Consider the following 15,664-nt stretch of genomic DNA (forward strand, 5'->3'; position numbering starts at 1 on the left):
AAATATTCTCTTAATTAATTTGTACTAAAAACTTGTTATTCTATTTTTATTAAAACTCCAATAAAAAAATAAGTATTAAAAACATGTTACTCATCTCCCTTTTTATCCTGCTACTATTCATTCAATACCACCACGCAAAACCACAAAAATCTTATTACACAAAACCCAACCCCACTAAACCCAATACCCATAAAAATCATCCTAAACCTCAATGGGTTATTGATAAAATCATTTATCTTAAAGCGACAATGGGAAAACAAGCAGGTTGTAGAAAAATAGCAAATACTTTTAACCGCTTACATAACTCTGAAACTGTCGGTAAAACTTTTGTTGCCAACACAATTCAAAAACATCAATATAAAATTCAACAACAACGTTATAAAATAAAAAAACAATTACCTCTAGAAGTGGCAATTAACCATACTTGGGCAATGGATTTAAGTTTTTATTCTTCTCAAATGTTACTCGGCATTCTCGATCACGGATCTCGTAAATTACTTTATTTGCAACCCATCAAAAACAAATCCAGTTGGATGTTACTCGGTTATCTATGCTTAACTATTGCAAAATATGGCAAACCAAAAAAGTTACGCACAGATAATGAAATTATTTTTAATAGTTTTGTGTTTAAAAAATTTTTAAAACTCGTAAATATCAAAAAACAAACTACCCCAGTTGCTTCACCGTGGTGTAATGGCAGAATAGAGAGATTATTTGGAACACTTAAACCGATGATTAAAACGCATTATATTGAAAATTATTTTACGTTAAACAGCTTTTTAACTCAGTTTAAATTTTGGTATAACAACCACAGAACACATCAAAATTTAAAGGGAAAAACACCGAATGACGTTTGGTATCAAAATAACAAATACAGGCATAAATAAGCGGTATGATTTAAATAAAAATTTGCAACTTTTAACTGTCCGCAGAGAACAGAAGCTAACGGTGGTTAAAATTTAGGTTTTTAAAGTAACTTTTAAAAATCAGTGATTAAAATCTAAAAAAATTTGCTAGAAATAAAAAAATTGCCTGCTTAATTTATAAAAAAACAGGCAGATTTAGATCAAAAATTACTCAACTGTCGTTAAAGATAAGGCTGTCCGTAGTGCGGACAGGACACCAAACAAATTGCTTAGGTGGAAGTTTTACGCCATTAAAAGGATCATTTGCATATTTAATCCTAACTTCAAAAGGACGCTCTGCTTGAAATTTTTCTTTTAAGTGAGAGGGTAAAAGTGATGCCATTGATTTAATTAATTCGTTCTCTGAATAATAACTCGTCGGTTCAGTTACTTCTGGCATTACACTTTGATGATCAAAACCTTGTTCTTTAAGCTGAAATGAAGCCGTCATTCGACAAAGCAAAGTATTCTGCTGTTTCGCTAATACACTCACAGAAGTAAAGCTCTTCCCTTCTCGCAATATTTCTGTTTCATAAATAATTGGTGAATGGATATCTCCTGCATTGATGAAATAACAATGAAAAGAGTGCAACACTCTCTCTAATTCGACTTGTTGCATCGCTGCAGATAATCCTTGAGCCATTATTTGCCCACCAAACACTTTTGGTAATCCTAAATCTTCTACTTCACCTTGAAATTGATGAGTATCAAGCTGCTTTAGTGTTAGTAATTCAATTAAATTTTGTAATGCTTTCATTATTTCATCCTTGTGTATTAATTATTGAGCTGTGTATTACTGTCATAATAACAAATATAAATAACACATTCTATCTTGATATATTAACAACATAATTATTGACTTTTTAACAAAATACTTCCAAAATTAGTGCATATTTAATCTTCAGGGCAGGGTGAAATTCCCGATCGGTGGTTATAGTCCACGAGCGGAAGCGAAAGCGAATGCAGGAATAAGTGAAATTCTTATACCGACAGTTAAAGTCTGGATGGAAGAAGAAAAACAAATAGAAATTAATTCACTTGAGTATTCTCAAGTGTTTTTCTGTATGCTTTCTGATGCCCTGAAATCTTAAGATTTCAGGGCATTTTTATTTTTCTTAACTTTTATCCATTGTTTTTATAAAGCAATGGGTAAAAGCGAAGAAGAATGGTATCTGCTATCCCTCGCCCATAAACCAACTAAATTAAAATTTACATTTTTATATAAGGAATAATTATGAAAAGCAATAATCCTCTACTCGGCGGGCTATTTATGGTTTTAGCAGGCATTCTGTTTGCGATTACCAATACCAGTGTGCAATATTTAAGTGCAACCATTGATCCCTCTGCTATCGCTTTTTTCCAATATGCGTTAGCCTTTATTTTTATTATTCCTTTTCTAGGTATAAGAGGGAGTAAAAAAGCGATAAACTCCAAACATCGACTATTGCATTTTGTACGAGTGGCATTTTCTGTATTTGGGGTGCAACTTTGGACTTATGGACTGGCTTATGTACCAATTTGGCAAGCTATTGCGTTAGTAATGCTTTCACCTCTTTTTACTACTATTGGTTCTGGTTTATTCCTAAAAGAAAATGTGAGTAAAATCCGCTATATTGCAACCTTAATTGGTTTATTAGGTGGCTTTATTATTCTTTCCCCTTGGTCTGATGACTTTAATATTTATGCGTTCTTACCTGTTGCTGCGGCAGTTTTTTGGTCATTTGCTTCACTTATTACTAAATATACCTCAAAAGATGATAACCCTATTACTATAGTGGCTTATTTATTGGTGTTATTACTACCAGTAAATTACCTATTTGGTTATTCTCATATTTTAATGCCGAGTGATTTATCAACTTGGGGAATTTTGATTTTATTAGGTGCTGTAACTGCAATGGCTCAATTTGCTATTGCGAAATCCTATAATCTTGCTGATGCCTCTTTTGTACAACCTTTTGATCATTTAAAACTACCATTTAATGTATTAGCTGGTTGGTTAGTGTTTGGTTATCTTCCACCGGGAGAATTATGGATTGGTGCATTATTGATTATCTGTGCTGTTACTATGGTTTCTCGTGTTGAGAAAAATAAAAAAATGCAAGATAAGAGTGAGCAATAAGAGGAATTTATATGTTTAGTCATGAATTAAATATATTAAAGAGATCTAATGGTAATAACAAACTAACTATATTTGTGGGGGCTGGTGTATCAAAAAGCTCAGGTTTACCATTATGGCAAGACTTGGTTCAAATGATAAAATCAGAGTTATCAATAAATGATAATGAAACAGATTATTTGAAAATAGCACAACTATATTATCTCTCATGTGGAGAAACATCTTATTATCAAAGGATAAAAGAATTTTTTCCAGAACATATAGAGCCTACAATAATTCAAAAATTAATTTTTGAACTAAAACCTGCAAATATTATAACGACAAATTGGGACTCTCTATTAGAAAAAACAGCAAGAGATAATGGGTATATTTATGATGTTATATCAAAAGATGAACATTTGGTTCAATCTGAATTAGAAAATCATATTATAAAAATGCACGGAGATTTTAGAGATAATAATATTGTTTTTAAAGAAGATGATTATATTAACTATCAAAAAAACTTCCCATTAATTGAAAATTTTATCAAAAGTATTTTATCTACAAATACAATCTTATTTATTGGATATTCTTATAATGATATAAATTTAAAACAAATCTCAAAATGGATACAAAATAATTCTAAATCAATCCCGCCAATGTTTTTAGTTGTTTTTAAAGAAGATAAAAATCAAAGACAGTATTTAAAAAACTTTGGTATAAAAACAATACTTATAGAGAAAGAAGATAAACGTTTCGGATTGGATTCATATTCAAATAAATTAGCTACATTTTTATATGATCTACATTATGAACAATATTACCATATTGATAATATGTCAGATTTAGAGATCGTGGATTATATTTACAATAAATTAAAACCATTAGATGAATTAAATGCAATTTTATTAAGCCAAGTAGAGTCAACAATAACTAATTGTGGATTTGTCTATCAGCAGTTTTTTAATGAAACAACTAGAAAAATGACTAAGTTAATATTTATAGAATTTTATAATTCTTTATTAACTTACGATATAAATAAAAATATAAGAAAAATAAATAATAAATTTCGAGAAATATTAAATAATTATAATGATGGTTATTCAATAGAACTTAAAGAAAAAATCAATTCTATAATATCTATATTTTCTAAAGCTAATATAGATGGTTATATCAAGACAGATGATGAAATTTATTCAAATAAAGAAATAGGATATTTTGAAGAGTATTCAATACTTAAAAATATAAATGATACAGAAGAATCATTGTTTAATTTTAAGTTAGATGATTTTGAAACAAATAAAAATGATATTAATGGGTTAATGAAAAAAGCTTTTTTTTATTATCAAACATATGCGTTTTTAAAAGCGTATCGATTAAATGAACATATTATTAAACTGTGTATTAAACAGAAAAATTATATACAGTTGTTTTTAGCTATGTTTAATCAAAATATACTATTAAATCAATTAAAAGGGTATCTTGATAATATTGGAGAAAATAAAGAATATAAAACTGCGAGTGATGCTTGGCAATATAATATTAAATCGTATGATCTTGATGAAAAATTTTATGAGCTTCCTAAAACTGTTCAAAAGACTTTATATGAAATAAAGCATTTCGTAAGTTATGACTACTTATATAGTTTCGCTTTTACAATTGATAATGAATTAGATAAAAAAATTAAACAAAAAAAAGCTATGAAAACTAATAGTAGTATGACTTTTGAGACTAATGTAACAAGAAATTATTCTAAACATAAAAATCTTATTCATTTTGTATTAAATAATTATGTAATGATAGAGCGAAGTTATGAATTCAGAGCAATAAATAAAAAATTAATTAAAATTAGCTTTATAAGACAAATACAGAATTCATATTTTACATTAGATAAATTAGAAATTTTTGTTGTAATTAAATATATAGAAAATAGGGCTTTAATTGAATTGATAGATGAATTCGACGATTTTGAACTAAAACTTGAAACAAAAGTTTTAAATGATCTTACCATAAATGCTTTCCCAAACATTGTTAAATTGTATTTTGAAAATGAAAGTATATATCCTCATTTTTCTAATGAATTAAAAAATGTATTGTTTATTTGTAGTAAATGCTCACTAACTGAAAAACAAGCAAGTACTATGCTAAAAGAAATAAAGCATTTAATTGTAAGTAGAAAAATAGATTTAGATATTTATAGACAAATCAACCAATTTATAGATAGTCAAGAAAATATGAGTCCGAATGATTTAATTGATATTGTAGAGATGATGATAGATAAACTTATTTGTAACAAAGGAAATGATTGGCACTATCAAATTACAGAAAATAATCATTTTTGGAGCCCATTTAAGCATTTAAATAATAAAAAAATTTCATACAATAATATAGAACTGATTACAACACTTCTCAATGAACTAGATAAACTTGAGGCGAAATCACAAATACAATTAGCAAAAGTTTTTTTGATAAATTTGTACTATATTTCTAGTCAAGAGATTCAGAAGTTAATTAAAGATTTTATGATAAATATAGATACTGACGGATTAAGTAATTGTAGTCTGAAAATATCATTTAAATTATTTTTAGCTCTCGAAAATTTTATTATAGTTGATGAAACCTTAATAGATGAAGTAAAAAAATACCCAGAAATGGCTAAAGGTAATTTATTCCATTTAGGAGAAATAGCAAGCCAAGTAAAATATTTGGTTGAAAAAGAGGGAATACAAGAGCTAGAAGAATTATTAAAAAATTTATTAGAAATAGTTCATGATGTTAGGGAAAAACAAAAAGAGTGGGGTATGATGATAATCTAAAATATTTTAGATAATTTCCTATAATGATAAATAGAATAAACTTCATATTTAACAACCATTTTTATATAAAAATCCGCAAATTTTCTATAAAATGATACCGCTTATTGAATAAAAATGGTTACTTATGAAAACGCTTGATCCTATCTCACTTCCTTTAAATAAAGTTGCCTTAATTGAGGCATCTGCTGGTACGGGTAAAACCTATACAATGGTAAATCTTTACCTCCGATTATTGCTCGGTGTGGGCTGTTCGCCTTTGAATGTTGAGCAAATTTTGGTGGTAACTTTTACTCGTGCAGCGACTCAAGAATTGCGAGATCGTATTCGTGTCAAAGTGGCGGAAGTGTCAAAGTATTTTCAGGAATATAGCGAAAAAGGAAAGTGTGAAGCACTAACAAGCGATGATTTTTTATGGGAAATTTACCAAAATATTGAACACCAGTTAGCTGTAGCATTGTTACGTTTACGTATTGCAGAACAAGAGATTGATGTAGCGAGCATTTTTACCATTGATAGTTTTTGTCAAAAAATGTTATCCAGTTTTGCCTTTGATTCTGGAATGCGATTTGATATTGAATTACAGCCCGATGAAACAGAATTATTAACAGGTTTAAGTGAAGAGGTATGGCGTGAGCTGTTTTATTCTTGTTCGGAACTTGAGGCTGATTTTATTCTAAAAAATTTATATTCGCCACAAGATATTTTAAAAAAAATTCGCTCGCAATTATACAAAGATTTACCTGAATTGAGCGAGTCACAACAAGCGAGTTTAACGACTGATTTTGGGAATACATTATTAAAACATCACTCTTTTTTAAATGAAGTGAAACAGTATTGGCGTGAGAATAAACAGGAAGTTACTCAGTTAATTTATAATGATTTGGATAAAGGTACAAAAAAATCATTAAATGGACGCTCTTATCAAGTACGTTATGTTAATTCTTGGATAACAGAGCTGGAACAGTGGGCGAATACCAGTCAAATAAACATTCCTGAATGTTTTAATCGTTTTTGTCAAAATTATATCAATGAAAAAACAGCAAAAGGAAAAGATCCACTTTATAGTGAAATTTTTGTAAAAAATGATAAATATCTAACCGCTTATCAACAAGAATTTGAACGATTAATTCAACAACAGAAAATTATTTTAGAATTAAAATTTTTACTCGCCTTACGTCAAAAATTAGCAGAGTATAAACGTACCCATAAAGAACGAAATTTCAGCGATTTTACGAATGAATTAAATCTTGCTTTGCAAAGTGAAAAAGGACAAAAATTAGCCACTCAAATTCGTCAGCGTTATCCTTTTGCGATGATTGATGAATTCCAAGATACCAACCTTGCCCAATATCAAGTATTTAATGCCATTTTTATAGATCAAAAAAGTGAAAATCAAGGTTTTATAATGATTGGTGATCCCAAACAATCTATTTATAAATTTCGTGGAGCAGATATTTTTACTTATCTTAAAGCATCGAAACAAGCACAAGAGCAAGCAACATTAAATAAAAATTGGCGATCACAACCGACTATTGTCTGTGAAACTAATCAGCTGTTTGATTTGAAAAATGAACTCTCCCCTTTTATCTATCAAGATATTTTATTTCAATCTGTTGAATTTGATGATAAAAAACAGCAGGTTATTGGACAAGATAGTATTCATTATTTTTTACTCGATAATAAATTTGTAGAAAGTCAAAGAAAAGGAAAAGAGAGATTTGATACTTTGTATGCTCAAGCCAGTGCTGAACATTGTGCAAGTGAAATTCAGCAACAATTAAAACTGGCACAACAAGGTGAACTTTTTTTGCAAAAAGAACAAAATAAGTTACCGCTTAAACCACAAGATATTGCTATTTTAGTGAGAAATGGTAAAGAAGCAAAACTTATTCAAGAAGCATTAAAAGAGCGTAATATTCAATCTGTATTTTTATCAGAAAAACACAGTGTTTATAATTCTGAAGAAGCACAGCAAGTATTATGGCTACTAAATGCTTGTTTACATTTTAATAATCAAAAAGCCATTTTGACCTCATTGGGTACCTCATTATGGCAACTGAATGCCAGTGAAATTTTTGAACTTAAAAATAATGAAATAAAATGGGATAGATGGTTAGAAAAATTTGCTCACTACAATGAAATATGGTTAAAGCAAGGTGTGTTACCTATGTTACACCATATTTTTATTAGTGAAAATTTAATTGCCAAATTAAGAAACTCAGACAATGGTGATCGCAAAATTACCAATTTATTACATTTGGCGGAATTGTTACAAAATGCAATGCCAAGTTTAGAAAATGAAACTGCTTTAGTGCGTTGGTATGAAATGCAATTAGACAATGCAGAGGATAATCAAGAAGAACAAGTGCTGCGTTTAGAAACAGAGCAAAAATTGATTAAAATTATTACTTTTCACGGTTCAAAAGGGTTGGAATATCCCATTGTTTGGCTGCCTTTTGTGGGTAAAACAACTAATTTCAAACTTGGGCAGGTATATCGGGATCAAAATAATCAACAACAATGGGTGTTTGGTGATTATTCTGATGAAATCAAAAATGCTATTGCCAAAGAAGAATTTGCAGAAGATTTACGTTTAATTTATGTCGCTATTACGCGTGCTGTTTTTCAAATAAACTTTATTTTGCCGCAACAATTTAAAGCTACAAATAGTTGGAATGCAATGGCATATTTATTAAGTAATGGCGAAATTGGTGAGACAACGAGCAATTTAGAATTATTACCCACAAAAACGTTATTAGAGAAAAAACAACTTACTGGAAAAATTGTAAATTTAGATAAAAATCCTACCGCTTGTGATTGGTCGCCAAGTGAAGAAAACTATCAAAATTTGTGTGCCAAAACCTTTACTCAAAAAATTAAACGTGATGGTCAACTCACGAGTTTTAGTGCATTGCACTCCTATCATCAATGGCAAGAAGAAAAGCATTCTGAATTAGTGCAAGATTATGATTATCAAAATGCTGCAATAACACCGAATGAAGAGATACAAAGCCTTTATTCACCTTTTACTTTTCCACATAGCACCAAAGTAGGAACAATTTTACACAGTTTTTTTGAGCATTGTGATTTTACTCAACCGATTAACAATGAAAAAGTGGCGATACTCTGTGAGCAATTACATTTAGAGGAAAATTGGATTGAACCAACAACACAATGGTTTGAACAAGTTTTAACGACGCCAATTATTGAAAACGAGTTTTGCCTAAAAGATATTCCAAATTCACAACGCTTAAATGAATTACAATTTTACTTAAACTTAAAAAATAGTAATGCCTTACCAAAACTAAATGAATTGATAAAAAAACACGCAAAATTAAAAGAGTTACCCTCATTATCTCTACCCAAACTCAATGGTTTTGTACGAGGATTTATTGATTGTATTGTTAAAGTGGATGGAAAATTTTATATTTTGGATTATAAATCTAATTTTTTAGGCAATTTTGCTGAAGATTATTCTATTCAAAATTTAGAGAAAGTAATGGGGCAATATCGTTATGATTTGCAATATTTACTTTACACTTTGGCCGTACATCGCTATTTAAGATCTCGTATAGAAAATTATGATTATGAGAAAGATTTTGGTGGTGTTGGATATTTATTCTTACGCGCAATGGAGGGTTCATCACAAAATGGGGTATTTTTTGATAAACCAAGTAAAAAATTAATTGAAAAAATGGATTTGTTATTTGGATAAATTGACGAGTAAAAAGTATAGGTAATTTAAAAGAAGATAACAATATCTATACGTTTGATATTTCACAACATAGAGAACTATCAAACATATAGTATAAAATTATAATAGTAAGATCTTCACCAATAAGCAATTATTTACTTTTATTTCACAAAATTTAATGCAGTTTCAACCACTTCTATTCCCGCTCCCTGTTTATGAGCATTTTCACTGAGGTGACGTCGCCACTGTTTTGCTCCTCGACAACTTTGAAAGGCATTTAGCATTGGTCGAATCATATGATTTAAGAAAACCCCTTTAGACAGTTGTTGTTCGATATAAGGAAACATTTTTTCTACCGCTTCCATTGGTGTGACAATTGAGGCGGTTTCATCAAAAATAGCTTGATCAATATAACCTAACAAAGTGGGATTTTGAAACGCTTCTCTCCCTACCATTACACCATCGACAAATTGTAAATGGTGTTTAATTTCTTCAATGGTTTTAATTCCTCCATTGATACTAATATTCAAATGAGGAAATGCTTTTTTGAGTTGATAGACTCGCTCATAATCTAAAGGAGGCACTTCACGGTTTTGTTTTGGGCTTAACCCAGAAAGCCAAGCCTTACGTGCGTGAACAATAAAATCATCACAAACAGACTCTACTTTTTCAATAAAATCACACAAAAATTCATAACTATCTAATTCATCAATACCAATACGGTGTTTAACGGTAACAGGGATAGCAACTTCATTTTTCATTGCTTCAATACATTGTGCTACCAATTTAGCGTTTGCCATTAAACAAGCGCCAAACATTCCATTTTGAACACGATCTGAAGGGCAGCCAACATTAAGGTTAATTTCAGTATAACCACGCTGCTCAACTAATTTAGCACATTGTGCGAGTTGTTGTGGAGCACTTCCCCCAAGTTGTAATGCAACAGGGTTTTCTGCAGGATCAAACGCCAGTAAATCGTATTTTGCGTTTAAAATAGCGGGAGCTGTGATCATCTCGCTATAAAGTAAAGCGTGTTGAGTAAATTGTCGATGAAAATAGCGACAATGGGAAGTTGTCCAATCAAGCATTGGTGCAACAGAAAAACGTCCACGATAGTTGTTGTTTAGCATATATTTAGTATTGTGTTTAGTATTGAGATCGATTAAGCGGTGACATTTAATCAAAAATTTGCAAATTTTTATTCAAATGTGACCGCTTGTTTATTCTGAAAAATTAGTAATAAGAATGCTCACCCGCTTGATGTTCAGTCGCATCTTGTACACCTTTGATTTCATCACCAAAGAGACTAATTAGCTGTTTTTCAATGCCTTCTTTTAAGGTCACATCAATCATTGAACAACCGTTACAACCACCGCCAAATTGTAATATAACAATTCCATCATCTGTCAGCTTGACTAACGTTGCCATTCCACCGTGATTGGCAAGTTGTGGATTAATTTGAGTTTGAAGAACATAATCAATACGTTCGATAAGTGGTGCATCATCTGATACTTTGGGCATTTTGGCATTAGGGGCTTTCATTGTAAGCTGAGCACCAAGTTCATCAGTCACATAATCAATTTCTGCATCGTCTAGAAAATTAATACTGATTTCATCAATAAAAGCAGAAAAAGGTGCAAATTTTACTTCTGTATCAGATTTTTCAACAGCATCAGCTGGACAATAAGAAACCCCGCATTCTGCACGTGGTGTCCCTGGGTTGACAACAAAAATACGAATGTTTGTTCCCTCTTCTTGCTGTGCTAATAATTTTTTAAAATGATTTTGTGCGGCTTCCGAGATATTAATATTCATTTAAATTCCATCATTATTTTAAAAGATATATCATTCTACCTGTGAATATTAAATTTGACCAGTATCAAATTTTAAGTATTTTTGTTGATATATTGTTACGCATTGTTAAAATTTTTCATTAAAAAAGAGAAAAAAGTGACTTTTTAAGTGGAACTCTAAGGGCTTTTTTAGGTAGAATAGCGTGTTTATTTTTATTTTATGATTTTATCAGGAATATAAATAGTAAGATAAAAAATCAGAGTTTGAGAAATTAACAGGGTGATTTAAGAGTAAGTGGGGAAATGTTTATTCTTATTTTTAACTTTGGCTCAATAGTGGGATTGCAATTTTGCAATCATTGTATTAACCCAACAAAAAGTAGTGCAAATAATGATGATTACAATTAAACAAGGCTTGGATCTTCCTATTAATGGAAAACCAGCACAGGTAATCCAAGACGGTAATACCGTGAATGAAGTTGCGATACTGGGTGAAGAGTATGTGGGAATGCGTCCTTCGATGAAAGTTCGAGTGGGCGATGTTGTAAAAAAAGGTCAAGTTCTTTTTGAAGATAAGAAGAATTTAGGCGTTGTTTTTACAGCTCCAGCAAGCGGTACAATCACAGCGATTAATCGTGGTGAAAAACGTGTTCTTCAATCAGTTGTAATTAGCGTTGAGGGTTCGGAGCAGATTACTTTTTCTCGTTATGATGTATCAGAACTTGATACGTTGAACGCAGATCAAGTGAAACAAAATTTAGTAAATTCAGGTATGTGGACAGCATTTCGTAGTCGTCCATTTAGTAAAATTCCTGCAATTGACAGTAAACCTTCCTCAATTTTTGTGAATGCAATGGATACTAATCCATTAGCCGCAAATCCTGAAGTGATCTTAAAAGCACATTGGCAAGATTTTATCAATGGTTTAACTGTATTAGGTCATTTAGATGAGAGCCCTATCCATCTTTGTAAAGCAGGTGGAAGTAATATTCCAACCGTCGATTTACCCAATTTAAAAATTCACGAATTTGAAGGTCCACACCCAGCAGGGTTAAGTGGTACACATATTCACTTTATTGATCCTGTCAGTATTTCTAAATCAGTTTGGTATATTAATTATCAGGATGTAATTTCTATCGGTCGTTTATTCACAAGCGGTGAATTATGTGCTGAACGTATAATTTCTTTAGCTGGACCTCAAGTAAAAGAACCTCGTTTAGTGAAAACTTGTGTAGGCGCAAACCTTTCTCAATTGACTCAAAATGAGTTAAAAGAAGGGGATAATCGTGTGATTTCAGGTTCTGTATTAAGCGGAGCAAAAGCAGAAGGTCCTGTTGATTATTTAGGGCGTTATGCGTTACAAGTTTCAGTGCTAGCTGAAGGACGTCAAAAAGAATTATTTGGTTGGATTATGCCAGGGAAAGACAAATTCTCAATTACACGCACCACTTTAGGTTACTTTAGTAAAAATTTATTTAATTTTACAACTGCTGTACACGGTGGTGATCGTGCAATGGTGCCAATTGGTGCATATGAACGTGTGATGCCATTAGATATCATTCCAACATTATTATTACGTGATTTGGCTGCTGGCGATACTGATTCTGCACAGAATTTAGGCTGCTTAGAGTTGGATGAAGAAGATTTAGCACTTTGTACCTTTGTTTGTCCGGGTAAAAATGAGTACGGTCCTCTCTTGCGTCAAGCGTTAGAAAAAATTGAGAAGGAAGGTTAAGATGGGATTAAACAATCTTTTTGAAAAAATGGAACCTGCCTTTCATAAAGGTGGAAAGTATGAAAAATTCTATACTTTATTTGAAGCAGCTTATACCATTTTTTATACGCAAGGAACAGTAACCAAAAAAGACTCTCACGTTCGTGATGCTATAGATTCAAAACGAATGATGATTATTGTTTGGTTAGCTTTGTTTCCAGCAATGTTTTATGGAATGTTCAATGTGGGTGAACAAGCCATTGCAGCTACACATCATTTAGGATCATTAGCAGATAGTCTTGTAAATAACTGGCACTACGGTTTATCAGATATGTTAGGGGCAACCTTAAGCAATGATGCTGGTATATTTAGTAAAATGCTCTTAGGCGCAACCTATTTTCTTCCTATTTATTTAACCATTTTCTTAGTGGGTGGTTTCTGGGAAGTCGTATTTGCAATGGTGCGTGGTCACGAAATTAATGAAGGTTTCTTCGTTACTTCTATTCTACTCGCATTGATTGTTCCACCAACATTACCATTATGGCAAGCAGCATTAGCGGCAAGTTTTGGGGTAGTTGTAGCTAAAGAAATATTTGGTGGTGTGGGTAAAAACTTTATGAACCCTGCATTAGCGGGTCGTGCATTTTTATTCTTTGCTTATCCTGCTCAAATTTCAGGGGATATGGTTTGGACTGCTGCAGATGGTTTTTCTGGTGCAACTGCTCTTTCCCAATGGGCAGCTGGTGGTCAAGGTGCATTAACGCATTCAGTAACAGGTCAATCCATTACTTGGATGGATGCATTCTTAGGCAACATTCCAGGTTCTATGGGTGAAGTCTCAACCTTAATGCTTATAATTGGTGCCGCAATCATTGTCTTTACACGTATTGCTTCTTGGCGAATTATTGCAGGTGTAATGATCGGTATGATTGCAACATCGACATTATTCAATTTTATTGGCTCAGAAACTAACTCAATGTTTGCAATGCCTTGGTATTGGCATTTAGTATTAGGTGGTTTTGCACTTGGTATGTTCTTTATGGCAACTGACCCTGTGTCTGCATCATTTACCAATAAAGGCAAATGGTGGTATGGAGCATTAATCGGTACAATGTGTGTCATTATTCGTGTAGCAAACCCAGCATACCCAGAAGGTATGATGTTAGCCATTTTATTCGCTAACTTGTTTGCACCATTATTTGACTATGTTGTTGTTCAAGCTAATATCAAACGTCGGAGAGCTCGTAATGTTTAAGAATAAAGATAGCATTGGCGGAACAATTTCAATTGTTGTTCTGTTAAGTTTAGTTTGTTCAATTATTGTAGCTGGATCGGCAGTATTATTAAAATCAGCACAAGAAGAACAAAAAGCATTGGATAAACAAAAAAACATTTTAAATGTGGCAGGTTTATTAAAGGGTGATGTAACTAAAAAAGAAGTGAAGCAAATTTATACTAAAAACATTGAACCTCGAATTGTAGATTTGGCAACAGGGGACTATGTTGAAGGTATTAAAAACTTTGATGCAAAAGTGGCAGCAAAAGATCCTGCTCAAAATGTTAAAATTTTACCTAATGATGATAAAGCCAGCATTCGCACTCGTGCAAAATATGCAGAAGTATATCTTGTAAAAGGTGAAGATAATCAATTAAGCCAAGTTATTGTTCCTATTTATGGAACAGGCTTATGGTCTGTGATGTATGGTTTTATTTCTATTCAACCAGATGGAAATACTATCAATGGTATTACATACTATGAGCAAGGTGAAACACCAGGATTAGGTGGTGAGATTGAAAATCCAAAATGGCAAGCTCAGTTTAAAGGTAAAAAATTACTGAATGAACAAGGTGAGTCTGCTATCACTATCGCAAAAGGTGGTTCATCAGACAAAGAGCACGGAATTGATGCATTATCAGGTGCAACCTTAACGTCTCGTGGAGTTGATGGTACATTTAAATACTGGTTTAGTAAAAATGGCTTCGGTCCATATTTAGCAAAACTCAAAGCAGGAGCTAACTAATGGCAGATAAATCAAATATGAAAAAGTTATTGTTATCACCCGTAATGGATAATAACCCAATTGCATTGCAAATTTTGGGTATCTGTTCTGCGTTAGCAGTAACGACAAAATTAGAAACTGCAGTGGTAATGACATTTGCGGTAATTTTTGTAACAGCATTCTCAAACTTGTTTATTTCAATTATCCGTAACTATATTCCTAATAGTGTGCGTATTATTGTGCAAATGGCAATTATTGCATCATTAGTAATTTTGGTTGACCAAATATTACGTGCTTATGCTTATGGTTTGTCTAAACAGCTTTCGGTATTCGTTGGTTTGATTATTACAAACTGTATCGTAATGGGACGTGCAGAAGCCTTTGCAATGAAATCTGCCCCATTAGAAAGTTTTGTGGATGGTATCGGAAATGGTTTAGGTTATGGTGCAATTCTTGTGACTGTTGCCTTTATTCGTGAGCTAATTGGTTCAGGAAAATTATTTGGAATGACTGTTTTCCAAACCATTCAAGATGGTGGTTGGTATCAAACAAATGGCTTGTTCTTACTTGCTCCAAGTGCGTTCTTTATCATCGGTTTTTTAATTTGGGGGCTTAGTACTCTCAAACCTGAACAAGTGGAGAAATAA

General features: G+C 31.9%; 11 protein-coding genes and 1 riboswitch. Of the genes, 8 read left to right on the plus strand and 3 right to left on the minus strand.

What is annotated here, in order from left to right; all coding sequences use genetic code 11:
• Positions 1-83 precede the first annotated feature (83 nt).
• Positions 84-887, plus strand: a complete 804-nt coding sequence (locus KGI96_RS05575) for an integrase core domain-containing protein (protein WP_211597113.1) — start codon at positions 84-86, stop codon at positions 885-887.
• Positions 888-1,077: 190 nt separating this feature from the next.
• Here the strand turns inward: KGI96_RS05575 and KGI96_RS05580 are convergent, their stop codons facing one another.
• Positions 1,078-1,662: an acyl-CoA thioesterase domain-containing protein gene (locus KGI96_RS05580; RefSeq protein WP_211597112.1), complete on the minus strand. Its 585-nt coding sequence runs from the start codon at positions 1,660-1,662 to the stop codon at positions 1,078-1,080.
• Between the two features lie 136 nt (positions 1,663-1,798).
• Positions 1,799-1,925, plus strand: a riboswitch (FMN riboswitch).
• A gap of 214 nt (positions 1,926-2,139) precedes the next feature.
• On the opposite strand from KGI96_RS05580, the gene KGI96_RS05585 reads away from it, so the two are divergent.
• The 3 genes from KGI96_RS05585 (at position 2,140) to recB (ending at position 9,531) form a co-directional block, all read left to right on the plus strand.
• Positions 2,140-3,024: a DMT family transporter gene (locus tag KGI96_RS05585; RefSeq protein WP_211597111.1), complete on the plus strand. Its 885-nt coding sequence runs from the start codon at positions 2,140-2,142 to the stop codon at positions 3,022-3,024.
• Positions 3,025-3,035: 11 nt separating this feature from the next.
• Positions 3,036-5,816 (plus strand): SIR2 family protein, encoded by a 2,781-nt coding sequence (locus tag KGI96_RS05590; RefSeq protein ID WP_213156381.1) that lies wholly within the window; start codon positions 3,036-3,038, stop codon positions 5,814-5,816.
• Positions 5,817-5,940: 124 nt separating this feature from the next.
• Positions 5,941-9,531: an exodeoxyribonuclease V subunit beta gene (recB, locus tag KGI96_RS05595; protein WP_211597109.1), complete on the plus strand. Its 3,591-nt coding sequence runs from the start codon at positions 5,941-5,943 to the stop codon at positions 9,529-9,531.
• Between the two features lie 140 nt (positions 9,532-9,671).
• Here recB and dusA read toward each other — a convergent pair whose 3' ends face one another.
• Together dusA and nfuA are read right to left on the minus strand one after the other, a co-directional pair.
• Positions 9,672-10,640 (minus strand): tRNA dihydrouridine(20/20a) synthase DusA, encoded by a 969-nt coding sequence (gene dusA, locus KGI96_RS05600; RefSeq protein WP_211597108.1) that lies wholly within the window; start codon positions 10,638-10,640, stop codon positions 9,672-9,674.
• 103 nt (positions 10,641-10,743) lie between these two features.
• Complete coding sequence (gene nfuA, locus KGI96_RS05605) at positions 10,744-11,325, minus strand: Fe-S biogenesis protein NfuA (RefSeq protein ID WP_211597107.1); 582 nt, start codon at positions 11,323-11,325, stop codon at positions 10,744-10,746.
• Between the two features lie 372 nt (positions 11,326-11,697).
• Here nfuA and KGI96_RS05610 point away from each other — a divergent pair, with 372 nt between their 5' ends.
• The 4 genes from KGI96_RS05610 to KGI96_RS05625 are packed head-to-tail and all read left to right on the plus strand — an operon-like array spanning position 11,698 to position 15,664.
• On the plus strand, positions 11,698-13,038 hold the full coding sequence (locus KGI96_RS05610; protein ID WP_211597158.1) for a Na(+)-translocating NADH-quinone reductase subunit A: 1,341 nt from the start codon (positions 11,698-11,700) through the stop codon (positions 13,036-13,038).
• A gap of 1 nt (position 13,039) precedes the next feature.
• Positions 13,040-14,272 carry an NADH:ubiquinone reductase (Na(+)-transporting) subunit B gene (locus KGI96_RS05615; protein ID WP_211597106.1) on the plus strand — a complete coding sequence of 411 codons (1,233 nt, stop codon included), beginning with the start codon at positions 13,040-13,042 and terminating at the stop codon, positions 14,270-14,272.
• On the plus strand, positions 14,265-15,038 hold the full coding sequence (locus KGI96_RS05620) for a Na(+)-translocating NADH-quinone reductase subunit C (RefSeq protein ID WP_090919212.1): 774 nt from the start codon (positions 14,265-14,267) through the stop codon (positions 15,036-15,038). The genes KGI96_RS05615 and KGI96_RS05620 overlap by 8 nt, the downstream gene beginning before the upstream one ends.
• Positions 15,038-15,664, plus strand: a complete 627-nt coding sequence (locus tag KGI96_RS05625; protein ID WP_211597105.1) for an NADH:ubiquinone reductase (Na(+)-transporting) subunit D — start codon at positions 15,038-15,040, stop codon at positions 15,662-15,664. The genes KGI96_RS05620 and KGI96_RS05625 overlap by 1 nt, the downstream gene beginning before the upstream one ends.

It is taken from the genome of Phocoenobacter atlanticus subsp. cyclopteri (genome assembly GCF_018343795.1).
In the GTDB taxonomy this organism is placed as follows: Bacteria; Pseudomonadota; Gammaproteobacteria; order Enterobacterales; family Pasteurellaceae; genus Phocoenobacter; species Phocoenobacter atlanticus.

What these genes read in the sequence shown, in the direction of transcription:
- KGI96_RS05575 (WP_211597113.1), top strand. Translation starts at nt 84, where the DNA reads ATGTTACTCATCTCCCTTTTTATCCTGCTACTATTCATTCAATACCAC.
- KGI96_RS05580 (WP_211597112.1), bottom strand. Translation starts at nt 1,662, where the DNA reads ATGAAAGCATTACAAAATTTAATTGAATTACTAACACTAAAGCAGCTT.
- KGI96_RS05585 (WP_211597111.1), top strand. Translation starts at nt 2,140, where the DNA reads ATGAAAAGCAATAATCCTCTACTCGGCGGGCTATTTATGGTTTTAGCA.
- KGI96_RS05590 (WP_213156381.1), top strand. Translation starts at nt 3,036, where the DNA reads ATGTTTAGTCATGAATTAAATATATTAAAGAGATCTAATGGTAATAAC.
- recB (WP_211597109.1), top strand. Translation starts at nt 5,941, where the DNA reads ATGAAAACGCTTGATCCTATCTCACTTCCTTTAAATAAAGTTGCCTTA.
- dusA (WP_211597108.1), bottom strand. Translation starts at nt 10,640, where the DNA reads ATGCTAAACAACAACTATCGTGGACGTTTTTCTGTTGCACCAATGCTT.
- nfuA (WP_211597107.1), bottom strand. Translation starts at nt 11,325, where the DNA reads ATGAATATTAATATCTCGGAAGCCGCACAAAATCATTTTAAAAAATTA.
- KGI96_RS05610 (WP_211597158.1), top strand. Translation starts at nt 11,698, where the DNA reads ATGATTACAATTAAACAAGGCTTGGATCTTCCTATTAATGGAAAACCA.
- KGI96_RS05615 (WP_211597106.1), top strand. Translation starts at nt 13,040, where the DNA reads ATGGGATTAAACAATCTTTTTGAAAAAATGGAACCTGCCTTTCATAAA.
- KGI96_RS05620 (WP_090919212.1), top strand. Translation starts at nt 14,265, where the DNA reads ATGTTTAAGAATAAAGATAGCATTGGCGGAACAATTTCAATTGTTGTT.
- KGI96_RS05625 (WP_211597105.1), top strand. Translation starts at nt 15,038, where the DNA reads ATGGCAGATAAATCAAATATGAAAAAGTTATTGTTATCACCCGTAATG.